Source organism: Streptomyces sp. NPDC093071, from assembly GCF_044754545.1.
In the GTDB taxonomy this organism is placed as follows: Bacteria; Actinomycetota; Actinomycetes; order Streptomycetales; family Streptomycetaceae; genus Streptomyces.
The window spans coordinates 1,032,718-1,052,652 of sequence record NZ_JBIVPH010000001.1 but is presented as its reverse complement, the minus strand read 5'-3'; the positions used below and the strand labels follow the sequence as shown (position 1 = coordinate 1,052,652).

The 19,935-nt window shown below is 69.0% G+C and carries 10 protein-coding genes; 3 read left to right on the top strand and 7 right to left on the bottom strand.

Features of this window, described 5'->3' with window-relative positions; genetic code table 11:
* Positions 1-58: 58 nt before the first annotated feature.
* Both pglX and pglW read right to left on the bottom strand, forming a co-directional pair.
* On the bottom strand, positions 59-3,679 hold the full coding sequence (gene pglX / locus ACIQD7_RS04395) for a BREX-2 system adenine-specific DNA-methyltransferase PglX (RefSeq protein WP_402439256.1): 3,621 nt from the start codon (positions 3,677-3,679) through the stop codon (positions 59-61).
* Positions 3,676-8,370 (bottom strand): BREX system serine/threonine kinase PglW, encoded by a 4,695-nt coding sequence (gene pglW, locus ACIQD7_RS04390; RefSeq protein WP_402439254.1) that lies wholly within the window; start codon positions 8,368-8,370, stop codon positions 3,676-3,678. The genes pglX and pglW overlap by 4 nt, the downstream gene beginning before the upstream one ends.
* Before the next feature lie 268 nt (positions 8,371-8,638).
* Here pglW and ACIQD7_RS04385 point away from each other — a divergent pair, with 268 nt between their 5' ends.
* Positions 8,639-9,685, top strand: coding sequence for a beta family protein (locus ACIQD7_RS04385; protein ID WP_402439252.1), 1,047 nt, complete (start codon positions 8,639-8,641; stop codon positions 9,683-9,685).
* Between the two features lie 3 nt (positions 9,686-9,688).
* On the opposite strand, the gene ACIQD7_RS04380 is transcribed toward ACIQD7_RS04385, so the two are convergent.
* The 4 genes from ACIQD7_RS04380 to ACIQD7_RS04365 form a co-directional block, all read right to left on the bottom strand.
* Entirely contained in the window at positions 9,689-14,692 is a 5,004-nt protein-coding gene (locus ACIQD7_RS04380; protein WP_402439250.1) for a DUF3320 domain-containing protein, read from the bottom strand.
* Positions 14,693-15,232: 540 nt separating this feature from the next.
* Positions 15,233-16,447 carry an MFS transporter gene (locus tag ACIQD7_RS04375; RefSeq protein WP_376596608.1) on the bottom strand — a complete coding sequence of 405 codons (1,215 nt, stop codon included), beginning with the start codon at positions 16,445-16,447 and terminating at the stop codon, positions 15,233-15,235.
* 5 nt (positions 16,448-16,452) lie between these two features.
* A complete protein-coding gene (locus tag ACIQD7_RS04370; protein WP_376596610.1) occupies positions 16,453-17,811 on the bottom strand; it encodes an NAD(P)-binding domain-containing protein in 1,359 nt (452 codons plus the stop codon).
* A gap of 60 nt (positions 17,812-17,871) precedes the next feature.
* Positions 17,872-18,045, bottom strand: a complete 174-nt coding sequence (locus ACIQD7_RS04365) for a hypothetical protein (protein WP_376596612.1) — start codon at positions 18,043-18,045, stop codon at positions 17,872-17,874.
* Between the two features lie 85 nt (positions 18,046-18,130).
* Here ACIQD7_RS04365 and ACIQD7_RS04360 point away from each other — a divergent pair, with 85 nt between their 5' ends.
* A complete protein-coding gene (locus tag ACIQD7_RS04360; RefSeq protein WP_376596614.1) occupies positions 18,131-18,499 on the top strand; it encodes a metalloregulator ArsR/SmtB family transcription factor in 369 nt (122 codons plus the stop codon).
* A gap of 28 nt (positions 18,500-18,527) precedes the next feature.
* On the opposite strand, the gene ACIQD7_RS04355 is transcribed toward ACIQD7_RS04360, so the two are convergent.
* Complete coding sequence (locus ACIQD7_RS04355) at positions 18,528-18,827, bottom strand: ArsR/SmtB family transcription factor (RefSeq protein ID WP_402439246.1); 300 nt, start codon at positions 18,825-18,827, stop codon at positions 18,528-18,530.
* A 44-nt stretch (positions 18,828-18,871) separates the two neighbouring features.
* Between ACIQD7_RS04355 and ACIQD7_RS04350 the strand changes: the two genes are divergently transcribed.
* On the top strand, positions 18,872-19,912 hold the full coding sequence (locus ACIQD7_RS04350; protein ID WP_376596618.1) for a flavin-containing monooxygenase: 1,041 nt from the start codon (positions 18,872-18,874) through the stop codon (positions 19,910-19,912).
* Positions 19,913-19,935 lie beyond the last annotated feature (23 nt).

Genomic DNA, 19,935 nt, shown 5'->3' with positions numbered 1-19,935 from the left:
ACACGGCAACGGCCCCCGCGAACCCGATGGTCTGCGGGGGCCGCTGGCGTACCCGGATCTACTTCTTGGTCGTACGGCGTCCTCGGGTGGCTGCCGCAGGGCGCCACGCGCGCAGGTCGTCATCCGTCAGGCCGTGCTTGCCCTGCTCCATCTGCCGGTCACCCCGGAAGAACGCGGCGGGGGACGAGCCGAAGGTGGCGTCGAACTCGTCGTGCCACTGGTCGAGCCACGGCTGGAGTTCCAGCAGACCCGCCAGGAACGGGGTGACTTCCTCGGTGGTCAGGGACTCGTGGGTGGCGATGTACGTGGTGAGCGCGTACGCCTGCTCCTGGTGGTCCCAGCCGGCCCAGCCGTACAGGTCGGGCGTGGGCACGTTGGCCTGGCCGTACGAGATGAAGCGCTCCTTCGGCACGTCGAGCTTGCCGCGGGCCCGCCAGTAGGAGGGGCGCAGGAAGTCGGCCGAGGTGTACTTCGGCGGTACGGGGATGCTGTCCCGGATCTTCCGCTTGGCCGGCTCGTCCTCAGCAGCGTCCTCCTGACGTTGGAGGTCCCAGACGTGCTCCCAGTCGGCATGCTTCTTGAGCCCGGAAGACTTATAGCGCAGGGCGGAGAGGAAGGGAACGTGCTCGTTGGTCATCAGCTCGACAACGACTGCGGGCAGTTCCTTGCGGGGTGCGTAAATTTTGGCGACGGAGACGAAGTCTTCGTCGCGGGACAGGTTGTCAGTGAGTCGGGAGAGGGTGACCAGGGCGGGCATCCCGTTCTCATCAAACCAATGGTCTTTTCCCTCGATCCGATCGAGCAGCCAGGCCCGCAGTGCCTTTTCCTGAAGCGCGTCCCAGCCCTCAGTAGCCCAGCGTCGCTTGTACTCGGGCCGCTCGACCATCCCGATGGCGCGCGACGACTCGATGGCGTCGATTCGCTTCTGAACGACCTCACGATAGGCGGCGGGCCAGCGTGTAGGGATCTCAGTAATAGGAATCGACTTGTGGTGCTTGAACCACTCGCCACTGGCCTCCCCGGCCGCGACGCGACGCGCGAGCACGATCTCGAAGGCGCGTTCGCCGAGGGCGAGGTCGGGGATGTCGGGCGACTCGGGATCCTCCGAGACCCGTAGGTCTTCGGAGTGAAGATTGTAGAGCGAATAGACCTGCCAGTCCAACTCCTCCTGCAGCGCAATCATGCGGGCACGAGTAGAGCGCCAATGGGCATAAGCTGAACGGAGTGTGGTCGTGGTCGGAGTGGTCTTGGCTGTGACGGAGGACGGTCCTGCCACTGCGAGTTGTTGGGCAAGGACATCCAGATGGGAAGGACAGGCCGAAGGTGACTGTGCAGGAAGTGGGACGCGTTCGATGTTGGTGCCATTGAATTGATAATTCCACGACCAAGGCTGATCGGCCATACCGCTGGACGCCGTGGCGTTCCCTTTACAGAAACAGACAAGCTTCAACCAGAATGCCAACGTTGAGCTATTTAGGAGCCCGACCAGCCTTACGTGGTCTTCCTCCGTTGCGTCCTGGCCGAGCTTAATGATGGGGGCTGTTCGAGCCAGAACGGATTCTTTTCGATTGACGACAAAGTGATTATGTGTAGCGATTTCGGCGAATGCAATGGCCCAAGGGTGGGTTTCGAGATCCCTAGGAAGCTGATGCCACTCCCACCAAGGCCGACCATCCTTAAAGTAGGTTTTGCCTGAGAATGTCGCACGGTTCCCTAGCTCGCTTCGATTCCGCCAGATAAATCGCTCGATCTGAGGTGCGAGACTCAGGTCGACCAGGCGTCGTGTTTCATCGTACGGATGAATCACGTGATTCTGGTACTTGGCTACGTAGTCACGTACTTCGTCGCCAAAGCTGACTCGCTCGATAAATTGATTCTCGGCATTGTTCTTTCTGAGGACATGTAGAGGAAAATTGAGTGCATCATCTGCATGGGTGTCGCCGTAGAATCCCACACGCACGCACTTACTCTTCAACTTTTCTGTGCCGGAGGAGCTGAGCAATTCGATTACTTCAAGCCCGCCGTCCACTAGTACCCATGGCTTCTTGCTGAAGTATCGATCGCGATCTAGGTCATCGACAGAGATCCATTGACTCGCGGATCCTGGCGTGTCAATTTGCCTCAAGATCGCGTTCCAGACAAGACCATCCTGGCCACTTTCTGGTGTGGTCGGCTCACCCTGAATGCTTCGCACGGTGCGAATAGTTGTTGAGCGCTTCCGTCCATCGCGATGCTTACCGATCAGGATGACGGTTGGGGTCGAGTGACCGGGAATGTACGCGCCCGAGGTGTCAATGACCTCGGTCAGCTCTACGCTATTGCGGAAATAGCTTTCGATCAGTCTCGTCCCGAATTCGCGCTTCATGAAAGAGTTGGACGTGATTTGCCCCACCATGCCATATCCGGAGCCGTTATCTCCCCCTTGCTTGGCCAGCTCGAAGAACCTCTGCGCGAATGGGACGGATAGTGCGTAAAGTCCTGCGCAAGCGTCGTAAAGCTCTCGGTATAGGTTATTTAGTTTCTTGTCCTTTACTGTGATATATGGCGGGTTTCCCACCACCACATGATACCGCCCCGGCCTCAAAATCTCTGGGTGCTCATGGACGTCCTCCGTCTCATACTTGAACTCAGCCAGCTCGTCAGAGCCCTCGCTCCCATCACCCTCAAACAGGCTCTCCTGTCGGTGTCGGTGCTTAATCAGCGAGTCGCCCACCGCCAAATGGATCGGCCATTCATACCGTGCCGCCTCCCCCAGTGACCGCACTCCACCCGCCGCCATAGCCGCAACCAACAACCGGAACCGCGCAATAGCCACCGCGAACGGGTTCAGGTCCACCCCATGCACCGAGTCCAGCGCAGCCCGCACCCGCTCGTGCAGGTCCCTCCCCGGCTGGCCCTCCCCCCACAGCCGCACCAACCGCCGGAACGCCCCCAGCACGAAGTGCCCCGACCCGCACGTGGGGTCGATCATCTTCAGGCCCTCGTAGCCGAACTCCCGGACCGCCGGGTCCATCGTGCGGTCGAGGATGAACTCCTCCACGAACTCCGGGGTCTGGAGCAGCGCGTACGTCTTGCGGGCCGCCTCGCTCAGGTCCTGGTACAGGTCGCCCAGGAACCGGGTGTCCCAGCCCTCCGTGCCGTCCTCGTTCAGCTCGTCCGTGAAGTCGTGGACCAGGACACCGGACTCGTCCCGCGCCCGCCAGAACTCCACCAGCTCCCGCGCCCCGTCGTGCGACAGCGGGATCTGGTACAGCGGGTTGTGGCGGCGGTCGAAAAGGAGCCGGCCCGCCTGGCCCGCGCCCAGCTCCTCGAAGGCGCGCTCCAGCCAGCCCCGGTACGTCGGGTCGTCCGACGTGGACAGGTAGTCCTCGTACCTCGCCAGCGCCAGGTCCCGGCGGTCGGCGCCGGGGGCCGTCAGATAGGGCTCCGGGATCAGGCCGTTGTCCTCGCAGAAGCGGACGAAGACGGAGCCGAGGACCCACGCCACCGCGACCTGCGTGATCCGCTCGTCCAGCCACGAGTTCCAGGTCGCCGCCGTACGGCCCAGCTTCCGGGCGCGGTCGTACTCGTCCCGCAGGCGCGCGCCCTCCGGGACGACCTTCACCTGCTTGCCGAGGTCGGCCTCGACCGCCTTGACCTGTTGCTTCAGGTCGTCCAACAGGGCTTTGCGGTCGATCACTTCTCGTCTCCCTCGATTGCGTTCAGACCCGACCGGTGGGCGTTCTTCACCCACGAGTCGGGCAAGTCGATCCATTCGCCCAGGCCCGCCTGGTACGGCACCGCCACGGCGCCCAGCCTCGGCTCACGCGCCGGGTCCGGCTGCGGTACGAGCAGCCACAGGCCGCGGCCCCCCTGCCTGGCCGCCTCCGCGAGCCGGTCCAGGACGCCCATCGCGTCGTACCGGGCGAAGACGGCCGTCTCCGTGAGGAGAACCGGGCCCGTGCCCGTCGCCGGGTCGAGCAGTTCCCGTATCCGGGGCTCGACCGTGCCCCACGCCGTCCGCGCGTACTCGGCGAACTTCAGCGCGCCCCGCGAACCGGGCTCGGCCACGTCGGCCTTCAGCAGGGTCTCCCACGTCGGCTTCGTGGCCGGCGGGACGAGGGCGTGCAGGGACTCCAGGAACAGCTCGGTCGCGGACAGCGGGCGGGCGCCGATCCGGTCCGCGGACAGTTCCCGTACGGCGTCGACCGTACGGCCGTGGTGCACGGTCAGGACCCGGTAGCCGTCCTGCCGGGCTGAGGCGAGCAGGCGCTCCTCCGTGCGGACCGCACCCGCGAGGAGCGGGTCGTCCGAGTAGCGGGTCACCGTGCCCACGTCGGTGGACCGGCGCCAGGTGCCGCCCGTGAGGTAGCTGGAGGAGCCGTCCATCCGCGCGGGCAGGTAGCGCAGGGTCTTCGTGTCCTCCCGCGTGGACAGCGTGAGCTCGAAGCCGGCGTCGAAGAGGGCCTTCGTCAGGCGGCCGCCGGTCGGCAGCTCGTGTGTCGGGAGCCCCCGCGCGTCGGCGACGACGAGTTCGGGGAAGCGGGCGCGGACCCGCTCGTGGACGTCCTCGCCGGTCAGGCCCGGCTGCCGGGTCTCCGGGACGCCCGGGATCATCGGGACCAGGCCGGCCTGGGTGAGCCGCAGGGCGCGCACCAGCGACAGGTCCCGCGGGTAGATCTCCAGGCGCGGGGTGGCGGCTGCGTTCGCCGAGGCGGCGGCCGCCAGTTCGACGAGGCGGCGCTCGTCCCACTCGACGAGACCGGGCGGCGGGGTGAGAGCGCCGAGCTCGCCGAGGACCGTGGTCGCCGTCGGGATGGTCTCCAGGCGGGCGAGCCGGTCGGCGGTCTTGCCCAGGCGCGTCGCGTAGTCGAGGAGACCGGGCGCCGCCGGGGTGTCCGGTGCGTCGCCCTCCCGGACGTCCAGGGCGAGCAGGCCCGCGACCAGGGCGTCCTCGGTGGCCTTGCGGTTGGGCTGGTGCTGGAACTCGGCCTCGTCGGGCTCGAGCTGCTCCACCTCCACCACGGCCCGCACGGCCGCGAGGGCCAGTGCGCGCCGCTGCTCGCGCTCGGCGAGCTGCGTGCCGCGGCGCACGGCGAGGGCGTCGGCGATCTCGAGGGCGGAGGCGACCCGGCCCAGGTCCTTGAGGAGACCCATGATCTCCTCGCGCAGGGCCTGTACCGCCGGATGCTTCTTCCAGCGCTTGCGCTCCTCCTTGAGCATCTGCGGGATGCGGCCGGCCGACAGGCCGAGGGCCTCCGCCACGTCCTTCTGCTTGGGCCAGACGCCGATGTCGGGCAGCTCGCCGCGCTCGTTCGGCAGGCGCAGCAGCAGCCGTACCATCTCGATCTTGTTGCTGTTGGAGCGGTTGTTGTTGAGCTCGGGGACGAAGACCGTGGCGAGGGTGTCCAGGCTGACCGAACGCAGGGCCGAGGCGGTGAGTCCACCCGCTCCCTCGACCGTGGCGAGGGAGCCGAGGACGGCCGACTCGGCGGCCGTGAGCTGGGCGAGTTCCTCCTTGGCCTCGGCGCGGCCCTTGGGAGTCAGCGGCGAGACGGGGGCCTCGCGCAGCAGCTTGCCCCACTGGCGCTGACGGCGCTGTACCTCGGTACGGGTCTTGGTGCCGAGCCCCGGGGCGTTGAGGAGCTTGCTGCGGCTGTAGTCGAGCAGCCCGCCGACGGTGGTGACGCCGAGACCGTAGAGGAAGGACTCGGCGGCCGGGGTGAGGCCCGCCGAGGAGAGGTGGGTGTCCCGGGTGACCGCGGCGGCGAGCTGCTCGCGCTGCTCGTCGGCGGTGAGCGGTTCGGCGTCGGCGATCGCGGGCGCACCGACGGAGGCGGACCGCTCGGCGGCGGGCTCCGGATGGCGGGTGCGGTGGCTGGAGGGCACCGCCTGCGCGGCGTCCAGGAAGATCTTCTTCCAGGCGTCCCGCATCGGCTTGAGTTCGGGGAAGCGCTGCGAGGCGTCGCGGTGCAGGGCCTTGCGGAAGAAGGCCAGCAGCCCGTCCCGTACGGGGGGCTCGAAGGCGTCGGCGGCGACGACGGGGTACGGGAACTCGGCGGCGTCCGTCATCCGGGGCGGGAGCGAACCGTCGCCCCACTTCGGCAGCTCGCCGGACGCCATCTGGTGCAGGGTGACGGCCACGGCGTACCGCTCGGCGTGCGAGTCGTACGCGGTGCGCGTGAGGGTGCCGATGAAGGGGTCGAGGTAACCCTCCGTGCCGGCCTCGTGGTCTGTCGCCGGGTAGCCGGCGAGCGAGAAGTCGATCAGCACCAGTTCACGGGTGCGGTTGGGACGGATGCGGATGGCGATGTTGTCGGGCTTGATGTCGCGGTGCCAGACGCTCTCGCCCTCCAGGAAGTCCACGGCTCCGAAGAGGTAGTCGCCATACGCCTCCAGCTGGTCCATCCGGAGACGGCCGCGCTCGCGGAGCTGACGGGCGACGGTCTCCTCGCGGCGACGATGGCGGGTGCCGCTGCGGGAAGCCGCGTCGGCGGCCGAGGTCGCGCCGTCCGCCTCGTCGGCCGGGGCGGAACCGTCGCCCGCGTCGCGTTCGTCGCCCACGTACTCCAGGACGAGCACGGTGCGGCCCGCGATGCGCAGGGGCGCCGGTTCGACGAGCCGGATGATCCGGGAGTCGGGGCGCAGCCGGCCCATCACCTCGGCCTCGTGGACGAGGATCTCCCCCCGGCTGTCGGAGAGGGCCACCTTGAGGACGGCGAGCGGGCGGGTCTTCCTGGCCTCCGCCTCCAGGTCGCGGACGAGGAACGCGCGACTGGTCGAGCCGGTGCCCAGACGGCGGCGGACCTCCCACCTGCCCCCGAGCACATCACCCGCCACGGCTTCGAGCGGGTCCTTCTCGGAGGTCTCGACGGCCTCGGTCTCCGTCGTGGACGACGGCGCGGTGAGGCCGTCCTCGACCAGCTCCAGCATCTCCAGGAACTCGTCCACCGAGGAGAGCCGCTGGCCGGGGCGGTAGGCGGTGGCCGCCTGCACGAGTTCGTCGATGTCCTCGGAAAGGCCGTCCACCAGCGAGCTCGGGCGCAGGCCCTCACCCGCTTCCAGGCGGGCGAGCAGTTCGGCCTGGCTCGCGGCCGGAGCCTTGCCGGTGACCAGGAGGTACGTGAGGACGCCGAGTCCGTAGACGTCCAGATAGACGGGGTCCGCGCTCAGCGCGGTCAGCTCGGGCGCGAGATAGGGGTCGGAGCCCTCCGAGACGTGCGTCACCGACAGGGCAGTGGGAGCGAAGCGGGTCATGCCCTGGCCCGTGCCGCCGTCCGTACCGGAGGACCGCTGGGTGGCGATCTGCCAGTCGGAGATCTGCAGCCGAGGGGTAGACCAGGCTGCCTCCTCCCCGATGGCCCTGCCTTCCCGGCCCCGGTTGCGCGGGATGACGTGGACCGAGCGTGCGGCGAGGGCGCGGTGGTGGATCCGGCTGGAGTGAGCGGACCGCATGGTTTCCGCCAGCTGCCGGACGAGCGCCATCCGGCCGAGGATGTCGAGGCGCTTCCCGTGCTGGAGCAGGTACTCGTCAAGGCGGAGGGTCTGAGGGTGGTAGTCGAAGATCAGGGCGGGACCGGCGGTGTGCCCGGACGGGAAGTACTGCTTCAACTGCACGACGCCGGGGTGGCGGAAGCGCTGGAGCACGGCGGCCTCGCGTCGGGCGGCGTTCTCCACCGAGCGGCGGATGGATGCGTCGGAACCGCGCTCGCTCAGGTAGACCCGGACCCTGGCGACCTCGGGAAGCTCGCTGTGGGTGGCCCGGTAGTCCGCCCAGGTCGCTCCGGAGTCGAAGGACTTCCGCTCCAGCTGGTACGGGCCGACCTTGTATGCCGCCTCGCTGCGCCGGATGCCGACGCGGTCGAGTGCGCCCTTGATCTCGCGGGAGTCGATCGCGGTGATGCGGCGGCGCTCGTCCCGGGGCGGCTGCTTCAGCATGGCCACGAGCTCGGGGACGGTGTGGACACCGTTCTGGTCGTGGGCGGGGAGGCGGACGCGCAGACCGCCGTCGGTGAAGCAGACGGCTTCCCCCACCCACACGCGCTTGCCGTTCTGGCCCAGGAGTGTGGCCAGTTCCTTCGCCTTCTTGTTGACCAGGTGGAGGGGGTTGCCGTGGGGGCGACGATGGCCGCCGGGGGTGGTCTGGACCCAGGTGCCGTTCTCGCTGGTCACGGAGCCGTGCCAGTCTTTCAGCTCGATCATGAACATGCCGGCGGGGGCGACGACGAGCAGATCGACCTCGCGAACGTGCCCGGTGTTCGCGGTGAAGGTGAAGTTCGACCAAGCGCGCCACGGATCCGTGTCCGGAAGCTGGGTACGGATGGCTTCCAGGCCGCGGCGCTCATGGTCGAACTCGGATTCGGCGACCGTCGTCCACCGGCCTTCCCGCATGTGCTTTTCCCCACCCGTCTCGGTTTCGTGCCGTTGATCTCCCGCCCGGACCAGGGCGCATCCGTGAGAAATCCTAATGGTGAGCACTGACGCCCAGGGCTGCCTCGGTGCAGGAGGCGACTGCTGAACGGGCAAGCCGATGATCGCCTCGCACGGGTGTCGGAAATTTCGGCCAGGGAGGCCGAATCGGCGTGGTTTCGCATTCCGTCGTCGACGCGGACCCTGGCCACAGGTCAACGGAGTCGGCAGAGCCGAGGGGGAATCCGTCATGTCCGATCTGTTGTACGTGCCCGTGCTGCCGGTCAGGCCGCATGCGGTGGAGGCCTATCGGTGGTTGCGGCCGAACGACCAGCAAGGCGTTGCACCCCTGTGGAACCTACCGCCCAGGCCGGGAGTCGCCGCTCCTGCCCTTGCCGCGGCGATACGGAAGGACCTCGCCTCGGTGAGCCGGGTCCAGCGCCACCGTGCCGCGTGGATCGACGCGCCCTTCGCGGACGAGACCCAGGTTCCCGTGCTGGCCGAGGTGCTCCACGAGTACAGCGTCCTCGGGACGCTCCAGCCGGTGACCGGACCGGACCGGTCGCTGCTCCAGCAGACTGCCTCCTTCGTAGCGGCGACCCGCAGCGGGTGGGGCCTCGGGGTGCGCGTCAGGGTCCCGGGGGAGTGGGACTCCACGGCCGCGGAAGCAGTGGGATCCCTGCTGAATCGCGCCGATCCCGTGATCGAGGTGGACCTGCTCCTGGACATGGGCGGCGTGCTCGGAAACCGCCCCGATGCCGGTAAAGAGGCTCTGAGGGCGCTCGACGCGCTGTTTCCTCTTACTCCCTGGCGTTCGGTTTCGGTGTTGAGCGGCGGCTTTCCGCACGTCACGGCAGACATGCTGGACCAAGGCCTGCGCGACGAACCGCGCTGGGACTGGGCGATGTGGCAGGAGGTGGCGCACAGCCGCCGGGCATACGTTCCCGCGCTGACCTACGGCGACTACGGGACCCAGCCCGTCGAGGCGATCACCCGGATATCGCGACCCGAGCAGAAGGGCGGACCCGACTGGGGCTTCCTTCGCTACACGACCGAGCAGACGTTCGTCCTGGCGAAGGTCTTGCACAGCGGTGTCGACAAGACCGCGTTCAACCGTGCGGCAGCGAGCGAGATCGTCGGGTTGACGGACTTCCGCGGGCCGACGGCCGGCGTCGGTGAGAGCTGGCTGCGCGACTGTGCACGACGGGGCGGAAACAGCGGCACGTTCCAAAAATGGCTGAGTGTGGGCAACGCGCAGCACTTCTCCTACGTCGCCCACACCCTGCGCCGACGCTGAGGCTCAGCGCACCGCCACGATGCGATCAGGTGCACCGTCCAGAAGGTGGACGCGCTGGAGCTCCATGATGTCGGCGGTCAACGTGGCGCGGATGTCGGGACCCAGCCGCCGCCAGCCGAAGAACTCGCAGACCTGCTTCATCAGCTCCTCGTCCGACATGCCGGGGCATTCGGCCGCCAGCTCCCACAGTGCGAGCGTGCGCTCGGCCGGTGCGATGTGCACCACCTTCCGCGCGGTCTGACCGGCGCCCGGCCTGCGTGCGGTGAAGGCCGTCCGGTCCGCCACGTCGTAGAAAGCACCGTCTGAAGAGATTGCCTTCGACCGGGCGAGAGCCTGCGCGACCTGCACGATGGCCAGCCGGATGCGACTACCGGCCTTGGTGAGGTTCCACGCCTCCCGAGCGCGCTGCACGAGGAGATCCTCGTGGATCGGCCCTTCGGCCTCGATGACGGCTGTCAGCACCTTCCGCAGGGCCGACTTGGCCTCCGGGCTGTGAATCTCATGGGATGAGGTGGCGCTGATCCACTTGATCTCATACGTGGCGCTCCAATCCCGCTGGACCTGCGTGTCCACCGGCACACGCTCGTACTCGATGTCGATCTGTGAGGTCGGAGCGGAAGCTGTAGACGCCACTGCGAGCGCAGGCATCCGTTCACCGTCGTCCGCGCGTGTCCGGTCCGTCCGTGCGTGCGCCGACACATCGCCGGGCTCGTCCACGGGACTTGCTTGTCGAGGCAGTTTCACAGGAGCCGCTGGAGCCAACGGCCCTTGAGCGACGGCGTGCTCGACCGCCTCGCGCAGGCGCAGCTCGGCCGACTCCCGGCCCCGGTACCAGTCGGTGCCCCAGATCCGGTACAGCCGCCACCCCAGTCCGGTCAGGATCTGCTCGCGCAGCCGGTCCCGATCCCGAGCGGCCTTCGAGGAGTGGTACATCGCACCGTCGCACTCGATCCCGAGGGCGTAGGCGCCGGGCAGGGCCGGGTGCCGCAGGCCGATGTCGATGCGGTAGCCCGCGACGCCGACCTGGGGCCGGACCTCGTAGCCCCAGTCGCGCAGCACCTCCAGTACCGCCTCCTCGAAGGGACTGTCGGGCTCGGCGTCCGGCAGGAGGATGTCGTGGGCGAGTACTGACGGGCCGTTCTCCGCGTACTCCAGGTACCGCTTCAGGTAGCGGACGCTCTGGTTCGGGCTGTCCGGCAGGCTGCCGCCGCGGAAGGAGGCGACGACCTCCATGCGGTACCGGGCACGGGTGACGGCGACGTTCAGGCGGCGCCATCCGCCGGTCTTGTTGATGGGCCCGAAGTTCAGTCCGAGTTTGCCGTGCTCGTCGGGGCCGTAGCCCACGGACATGATCATCACGTCGCGCTCGTCGCCCTGGACCGACTCCAGGTTCTTGATGAAGAAGCCGTCAAGACGATCCTCGGTGAAGCAGTGCTCGAGGTCGGGGCGGCTCAGTCGGGCCTGCTGCACGGCCAGGTCGATGGCGGATGCCTGCGCCTGCGAGAGGGCGACGACACCGAGGGTGAGGCCGGGGCGGGTGTCGAAGTGGTGGAGGACGCGCCGAGCCACGTACTTCGCCTCGGTGTGGTTGTCACGGCGACCACCGCGGTCGTAGACGCCGCCGGCCTCGAAGAAGGAGACACCGACGTCGTTGCCCTCCTCCTGGGCACCGGGAAAGGTGATCATCGAGTTCTTGTAGAACTCGCGGTTGCTGAAGGTGATCAGGTTCTCGTGGCGGCTGCGGTAGTGCCAGCGCAGCGGCAGCTCCCGCATGGCCCCGGCCTTGCAGGCGTGCAGCAGGGACTCGAAGGAATCGGGCACGTCGGCGTCGTACTCTTCCGAGTCGTCCTCGACCGAGGCACCGAAGAAGGAGGTCGGCGGCAGCTGCTTCTCGTCACCCGCCACGACCAGCGTACGGCCGCGGTAGATGGAGTTGATGGCGTCTCCGGGCCGGACCTGGGAAGCCTCGTCGAAGATGACGACGTCGAACTGGAAGTCCGCGGGCAGCATCTGGCTGACGGTGAGCGGGCTCATCATGAAACACGGCTTGACGGCCTGGACGACCTCACGGGTCTTGCCGAGCAGCTCCCGCACCGGCATGTGCCGGGTCTTCTTCTCCGCCTCACGGGTGATCACCGCGCTGCCACCGCTCCCGAAACGGCGGGGCCGCCGCGTGTTGCAGGCCTCGATGACGGCCCTGCCGGCGGCGGCGACCAGACGGCGGTCGGCCTCCTGGAAGTCGGCGACTCGGGCGTCGAGGTCCTCGGCACGCGTGGTCCGCAACCGGTCGTCGGACGCGAGGACACCGTCCGCCCAGGCCCGGAGCAGTGCCTGCTCGACGACGTCGGGCAATTGCCGCGGATCCAGGCCCTGCTCTGCCGCCGTCGCGACGAGACCGTCTGCACCATGCCGGGCCAGCACGGCGAGTCCGTCGCTGTAGGCACGCCACTCCTCGGGCCCGCGCGGGTCGTCGCTCAGGGCGTCGACCACCTTCCGGGCCTGGTCGAAGGAACCGAGCAGGGAAGGCGAGAGCTGAGTGGAATGCGCCGGCTCGAAGAGGGCGAGCAACGCCTCTGCGGCAGCCTCCCAGCGATCGGCCCGTTGTGTCGTCACCGCGCACCACTCTCCCAGCGCGCGCCGCACGTTGTCGGCGAGCAGCGAGGCGAGGCGGTCCTGGTCCGCTTCGTGAGCCAACTGCAGGGCAGCGGATCCGATGCGCTCGGCACCACGCGTCAGGACGGCGATGCGGTCGGCGTTGGCCAGAGCCGCATCGAGAGCGGGGAGCTCCTCATCCGTCCGCGGCACGTACGGACCGAGGAGCCCGGAGTGCTGCTCGGCGAGACGTGCCACCTCGGTGTGTGCGTCCTTCCAGGCGACGGCCTGGTCGAGCCGGGCGCCGACCGACTTGTTCCAGGCCTTGTCGACCGTGAGGGCGGTTGCGGTCGCCCGGTCGGCCTTGAACTGTGCCGAGAACCGGGACAGCAGCCCCTGGTGCTGTGTGGCGAACCGCTCCGCCAGCGCATGGAGTTCCGCCTCGTCCAGCACCTGCTCGCCGAAGAGGTCACCGGCCGCGGCCCGCGCGGCGACCTCTGCGGCGATTGCCCGCCGCAGTTCCGTCGCAGCGTCATGGGCTCGGGTGAGGCCGGAGGGCTCGAACCAGCCGCGGGGCGGCCGATGGCCGGCCGACGTCAGGTCGGCCAGTTCGCACAGCGCAAGTGCTGCTTCCCGGTCGGCACCACGGTACATGCCGAAGAGATCGGCCAGCTGGTCCAGCTGGGAACCGATGTCCTCGGGCAGTTGTCCGTCGACCGAAGTTTGTACCGACTGGGGAAGGCCTGCTTGCAGGACTCGTACGGCCTGCCTCACCTCACGTACGGATCTGGGCTCGTCCAGAGGAGTCGCGAAGGGCCGTCGGTCGATGGCCGCGCCCAGTGCCGACAGAGCACCTGCGGACTCGGAGACCACGGTCTGCGCCGACCCGCCCACGAGGCCGCGCCATGCGAACGCCGTTCCTTGCGCGGCGGGTCGCCAAGCCCGGCTGACGGCCTGCGCTGCCTCGATCGACTCCCTGAGGGAGCCGGCGCCCAATGTCCGGACCACCGTGTCGTTTCTTGCGGCCAACGGCAACTGTGGGACGGTGGCCCGGTCGAGCTGTACCAGATGCCCCAGCACCTCGTGGAGAGTGCGCTGGAGCGGTTCGCGGGGCACGTTCATGGCCGCGTCGCGTGCAGACAGCTCCATGCGCAACTGCCGGGCCTGCTCGAGCTCGTGCTGCGCGGCACCGGTGACCCGGGCCTCGGTCGTCAGGACGCGGGCGAGTTCGGCGGCCACCGCCTTCTTGCTCGTATCGCCGCTGTGCAGGGCCAGTACGAAGTCGCCGAGTCCGACACTGCGCAGGCGATTGCGCACGACGTCCAGTGCCGCGGCCTTTTCACTGACGAAGAGCACGCTGCGGCCGGCGTGCATCAGGGCGGCGATCATGTTGGTGATCGTCTGGCTCTTGCCCGTGCCCGGCGGTCCGCTCATGACGAAGGAGCGTTTGTCGAGGACGGTTGCGATGCACTGGCGCTGCGAGGCGTCGGCGTCCAGCACCATGGGGGTTGCCTCGGGCAGCTGGATCTCGTCGATGCGGTCCAGATCCGGAGGGTCGAAGCCGATGACGTCGTCGGGCAGACCGGCGTCCGGACCGAGGGCGACGGCTCGGACCAGCGGGTGAGAGAGGATTCGAGCCTCGTTCTGCAGGAGGTCCTGGTACATGGACTCCCGGTGGGAGGCGAAGAGCCCGAGCACCACGCGCTCGTCGACCGACCAGCCGTTCAGGCCCGCTGCAACCTTTCGCGCCGCAGAGAGAATCGCGGCCACATCGGTGACATCGATGCTGCCGACCTGGCTCCAGTCGATCCCCAGCTGTGCCATCTTGACCGCGAGTGCGGGGTTGTGCGTGCGCTCCTGTCCTTCGGCGAGCCGGAGCCGGTACTGGCGACTGCTCTCCTCCCGGCGCAGCTCGACCGGCACCAGGACCAGGGGCGCGGCACTGCCCTCGTACGCGCCGTCCTCACACCAATTGATCATGCCGACGCCGAGCCAAAGGACCCAGAGACCGTAGTCGTTGAACATCTGGCCGGACTTGCTCCGCAACTGGTACAGAGCACTGTCGAGGCCGGTTTGGGTGGTCTTCTGCGTGATGAGGCCGGCGCCCGGACGGGAGGAGTCGTCAGTGGCTTTGCGAAGAGTGACGGAGCTGCCCGTCTCCGTGTCGTCCTCAAGGCCTTCGGCGGCCCCGGCTACCGGGGCGAAAGTCCACCCCGGCCCGAGGCCGGCCAACAGCGCCTCGACGCTCGGGGACACCATTTCGAGCGTCGCGGTTCTGGTGTGCTTGAAGTTCAGCAGCCGGTTGCGTCCGCCCATGTCCAGCAGGGACTTGCGCCACTCTTCGAGAACGGCCTTCAAGCGCCCGAGACCGGGATCGCCGCCTTGGGCGGATGGCATGTGAAACGGGGCGGGCATGCGGTGGGTACCTCCTGAGCCGGACGCGCAGGGCTCGTCGCGACGACCCCCGGAGGTAACTGAATATCATCTCATGGCTCGATGCGCGGACGGTCTCAGCCACGCCGATAGGTTTACCGGCTGCTGTGCTTCCGGGCGGGCCGGCCGAAAAGCGTCCGCGCGGTGCCGCGCGGGTTCCGCCGCACCTCCCTCTCCTCGCGCGCGCGGATGCAGAAGAGGTGCGGCGGTCCAGGTTTCGCAGGCTCAGATGTCCCGGAAAAGACTCGGCAGCCCTGTGAGCTGCGCAGACTCGTGACGCAAGGTCTCTGACCTGGGAAAACCTTCTTTCCCTTCTTTCACCCTCGTACCGCTTGATGCAGCCGAAAGTCCCAGGAAAGTCCCAGAGGAGTCCCACGGTCAAACGGTGCCGCGCTGCTTGCCTCTTGAGGCCGTCCCGGGGGAGGACGCCCATGGCCTGACGTATCCATCGACGGCACCTCGCGCATGCCGGGTGGGTCGGAAGGTTCAGGCGGTTGACTGATATACGACGCGGGCCATCCGCTACTGGTCGCGCCTCTCGCGTGCTGCCTGCGCCACGCATACCGCAATGGCTGAGAGCCCCGCGAGTACGCCGAACAGGCCGTCGTACCCGCCGAGCGGACCCGCGAGGGCCGCACCGGCCCAGGGAGCGAGGGCGGCGGCGATGGTGGCCGGGGCCGTGAGGAGGGCGGAGAGACGGCCGTAGTGGGTGGTGCCCCACCGGTCGGTGACCGCGGTGGCCTGGAGGAGGGTGAGGTTGCCGCGGACGACTCCGGCGAGGACCGCGAGCAGGACGAGGAGGGGGATCGGTCCGGGGACGACGGCCAGCAAGGCTGTGGTCGCCCCGCCGAGGGCGATCAGGACTGTCGTGCGCGCGGTGACCGATGTTCTGGAGGCGAGGCCGGCGTAGAGGGTGCGGCCGAGGGTCTGGCCGGCTCCGCCGAGCCCGAGGGCCCAGGCCGCGGCGGTGGTGCTCGCGCCGCGTTCCTGGAGGAGCGGGACGAGGCCGATGACGACCGCGTACACGGCGAAGCCGGAGAGGGTGAAGGCGACGGCCAGGAGCACGAAGGGGCGGCTGCGGGCGATCGGGGTGCCGTCGTCTGAGGCCGGTGGCGCGGGTGGTGCCGGTGGCCAGGGGGCGCGCAGGGCGAGGGCGTGGGCCGGGATGGTGATGGCGGCGAGGATCACGGCGAGGACGGCGTACGTGGCGCGCCAGCTGAGGTGTTCGGCGAGGACGGCGGTGAGCGGGGCGAAGACCGTGCTCGCCAGGCCGCCGGCGAGGGTGACGATGGTCAGGGCGCGGATGCGGTCGGTGCCCCACCAGCGGGTGAGGGCGGCAAAGGCGGGCTGGTAGAAGGTGGCGGCCATGGAGACGCCGGCCGCTGTCCAGGCGGCGAAGAAGACGGAGAGGTTCGGTGCTGCGGCCACGGCGAGGATGGCCAGGACGGCGAGGACCGAGCCGCCGGTCATCACGAGGTGGGGGCCTCGCCGGTCCAGGACTCTGCCGATAGGGATACCGGCAGCTGCCGAGACGAGCAGGGCGAGGGAGAAGGCGCCTGTCGCGGCGTTCGTGGACCAGCCGGTGTCGGCGGTGATGCGGGAGAGCAGGACGGGGAAGGCGTAGTAGACGATTCCCCAGCTGGTGATCTGGGTGGCGCAGAGAGCGGGGAGTACGCCGCGAGGCCGCGACCGGACCCCCGTTCCGGTCGCGGCCACGTCGGCCTGGGTGCTGGGCACGGTGGTCAGCAGCCACCGGAGGAGGCGGGGGCTCCGATGCCGATGGTGAGGGTGGTGGGGGCGGCGCAGCAGCCACCGCCGTCCGTCTGGTTCGCCTCGGGCTCGTCGAAGAGACCGGCACCGCCGCAGACGCCCGTCTCGGGCAGGGTGAGTTCGACGCGCTCGGCGGCTTCCTGGTCGCCGGCGAGGGCGGCGGCAATGGAGCGGACCTGCTCGTAGCCGGTCATGGCCAGGAACGTCGGGGCGCGTCCGTAGGACTTCATGCCGACGAGGTAGACGTTCTTCTCCGGGTGGGAGAGCTCGTTGACGCCGTGGGGGTAGACGGTGCCGCAGGAGTGCTGGTTGGGGTCGATGAGCGGGGCCAGCTCGACGGGGGCCTGGAGGCGCTCGTCGAGGCCGAGGCGGAGCTCGTTCAGGAAGGACAGGTCGGGGCGCAGGCCGGTGAGGACGATGACCTCGTCGACCGGGTCGAGGCGGCGGCCGTCGTCGCCGACCAGGACCAGCTGCTCGCCGTCGCGCTCGATCGCCTCCGTACGGAAGCCGGTGACGGCGTCGGCGTGGCCCTCGTCGACGGCGGCCTTGGCGGCGAGGCCGAGGGCGCCGCGGGCGGGGAGCTGGTCGGCGGTGCCGCCGCCGAAGGTGGAGCCGGAGATGCCCCGGCGCAGGATCCAGACGGCGTGGGTGCCGGCACCGTCGTCGGACTTGGAGAGGTCTGCGAGCGCGGCAAGAGCGGTGAAGGCGGAGGCGCCGGAACCGATGACGGCGGTGCGCTTGCCGGCGTAACGGGAGCGTACGGCGGGGTTCTTGAGATCCGGGATGCGGTACGAGATGCGGGCGGAGGACGCCTTCTCGCCGACGGCCGGGAGGCCGTTGCCGCCGATGGGGCTCGGGGTGGCCCAGGTGCCGGAGGCGTCGATGACCGCGCGGGCCAGGAGCCGCTCCTCGGAGCCGCCGGCCAGCTCGATCTGCACGGTGAAGGGCTGGGCCTCGCGGTCGGCGTCGACGATACGGTCGCGGCCGACGCGGGAGACGCCGGTCACGGCGGCGCCGTAGCGGACCCTGTCGCCGAGGACGTCGGCGAGCGGCTGCAGGTACCGCTCGGCCCAGTCCGCACCGGACGGGTAGGTCGCACCGTCCGGCTTCACCCAGCCGGTGGGCGCGAGGAGCTTCTCAGCGGCCGGGTCCACGACCTCGGACCAGGTGGAGAACAGCCGCACATGGCCCCACTCGCGGACCGCACTGCCCGCGGCGGTCCCCGCCTCCAGGACGAGCGGCTCGATGCCACGCTCGACGAGGTGTGCGGCGGCGGCGAGACCGGCCGGGCCGGCACCGATGACGACGACGGGAAGCTGCTGCTCGGACATGACGGGTGTTCTCCTCAACGCGGGGTGGTGGCAGGGCGGCAGGGGTGGAACGCGGTCAGCTCAGTGGGCGCCGAAGCTGAGGAACGAGGTCTGGACGCGACGGCGGTGAGCCTCGGCGCGGCAGGTGGTGTCGCAGATCTCGCTGCGGCCGTCACGGAAGCTGACGTCGGCGAGCTGCCGGGCCGAGCGGCGGGCGCGGGCGGCGTGGAGAGCGCTGCGCAGGCTGGTGATCACGACGGAACCCCCTGGTTTGATGCTTGTCGATATCCTTCGATGACTGGAGCTTGCCACTTGTATCGACAGCTGTCAACATAGACGTATGTCGAATTCCATGGTGGAGCTTCCGGTCGTCGAGGCCGAGCAGGTCGCGCCGTGCTGCCCGCCGATCACGTCGGCCGAGCTGTCACAGGCGGACGCGGAGAAAATGGCCGTGATGTTCAAGGCCCTCGCCGACCCGGTGCGGCTGCGGCTGTTCTCGAAGGTCGCGTCCCATCCGGCCGGGGAGGCGTGTGTCTGCGACATCGCGGACGTGGGCGTCTCGCAGCCCACCGTCTCCCACCATCTGAAGAAGCTGCGGGAGGCCGGTCTGCTGGCTTCGGAACGGCGCGGCACCTGGGTCTACTACCGGGTGGAACCGTCCGTGATCGCCGCGATGTCCGCGCTGCTCGACAATCCGAACCCGCGCTGACAGGGCGAACCGCCGGGCGCGGGCCCTGTCAGACTCCGCAGCCGGGTGGGCAACACTTCGCCAGGTAGCCCTTGAGGGCGTCGAGGTGACTGGCCATCGTGGCGCCGTCGGCGCGGTAGTAGACCTGCTTGCCCTCCTTGCGGGAGAGGACCAGGCCGCCGCGGTGCAGCAGGCTGAGGTGCTCCGATGCGGTCGACGGCTTGAGCCCGCAGCGTTCGGCGATCTCCCCGACCGTGACTTCGACCCCTCCGGTGAACTGCTGCATCACCTTCTGGCGGGTCTCACTGGCCAGCGCCTTGAGGAAGTCGGCCGTCGCCGTATCCATCATTTCGTCACTTCCCGAAATAACGACTATGAGGAGTCCAGGATCTCATGAAGCGTGCCGACCTCGTCGTCATCGGCGCAGGCCAGTCCGGTCTCGCCACCGCCGCCCTCGCACCCCGCCACGGCTTCACTCGCACCCTGGTCCTGGAAGCCGCCGACCAGCCCGGCGGCGCCTGGCCGCGCTACTACGACAGCCTCACCCTGTTCTCCCCGGCTCGGTACTCGGCTCTGCCCGGCATGCGCTTTCCCGGCGACCCCGACCGCTACCCCACCCGGGACGAGGCCGTGGACTACCTGCGCGCGTACGCCGACCGTGTCCCCGCGGAGATCCGGACCTCGACGACGGTCGCCTCCGTACGGCCCGCGGCAGGCGTCTGGACCGTGCGCACTGCCGATTACGAGGAGTGGACGGCGCCCGCAGTCGTCGCCGCGACCGGCGACTACGGCCACCCGTACGTCCCGGAGATTCCCGGCAGCGCCGAGTTCGGCGGGGACGTCCTGCACGCCGCCGACTACCGCAGCCCTGACGCCTTCGCCGGACGGAGGGTCCTGGTCGTGGGCGGCGGCAACTCCGCGGTCCAGATCGCCGCCGAGCTGGGTGCGGTCGCCGACACGACGCTGGCCACACGTCGCCCCATCGGCTGGATGGCGCAGCGCCCCCTGGGCCGCGACCTGCACTGGTGGCTCAAGCACACCGGCCTCGACGTCGCACCGATCAGGAGGCTGCTGACGAAGGCTCCCGTCTCCGTACTCGACGACGGCACCTACCGCGAAGCCCTCGAACGGCACGCCGTCGACCGGCGCGAGATGTTCAGCCGCTTCACCACCGACGGGGTGGTCTGGGCGGACGGCGCGAAGGAGCCCGTCGACGCCGTGGTGCTCGCCACGGGATACCGCCCCGCCTTCCCCTACCTGCGGGAGAGCGGCGTGCTGGACGCCCAAGGACGACCCCTGCACCGTGGTGGCGTCGCCACCACCGCGCCTGGACTCGGCTTCGTCGGAATGGAGTTCCAGCGCAGCTTCTCGTCCAAGACGCTCCGGGGCGTCGGGCGCGACGCCAGCCACGTGCTCCGACGCCTGCGCGGGTGACCCCCTATCGCCGCTCTCCATGG

Bases quoted from the DNA above. Each gene is read 5' to 3' on its own strand.
- ACIQD7_RS04370 (WP_376596610.1), bottom strand. From the start codon at position 17,811: ATGTCCGAGCAGCAGCTTCCCGTCGTCGTCATCGGTGCCGGCCCGGCC.
- ACIQD7_RS04380 (WP_402439250.1), bottom strand. From the start codon at position 14,692: ATGCCCGCCCCGTTTCACATGCCATCCGCCCAAGGCGGCGATCCCGGT.
- ACIQD7_RS04350 (WP_376596618.1), top strand. From the start codon at position 18,872: ATGAAGCGTGCCGACCTCGTCGTCATCGGCGCAGGCCAGTCCGGTCTC.
- ACIQD7_RS04355 (WP_402439246.1), bottom strand. From the start codon at position 18,827: ATGATGGATACGGCGACGGCCGACTTCCTCAAGGCGCTGGCCAGTGAG.
- ACIQD7_RS04360 (WP_376596614.1), top strand. From the start codon at position 18,131: ATGTCGAATTCCATGGTGGAGCTTCCGGTCGTCGAGGCCGAGCAGGTC.
- pglW (WP_402439254.1), bottom strand. From the start codon at position 8,370: ATGCGGGAAGGCCGGTGGACGACGGTCGCCGAATCCGAGTTCGACCAT.
- ACIQD7_RS04385 (WP_402439252.1), top strand. From the start codon at position 8,639: ATGTCCGATCTGTTGTACGTGCCCGTGCTGCCGGTCAGGCCGCATGCG.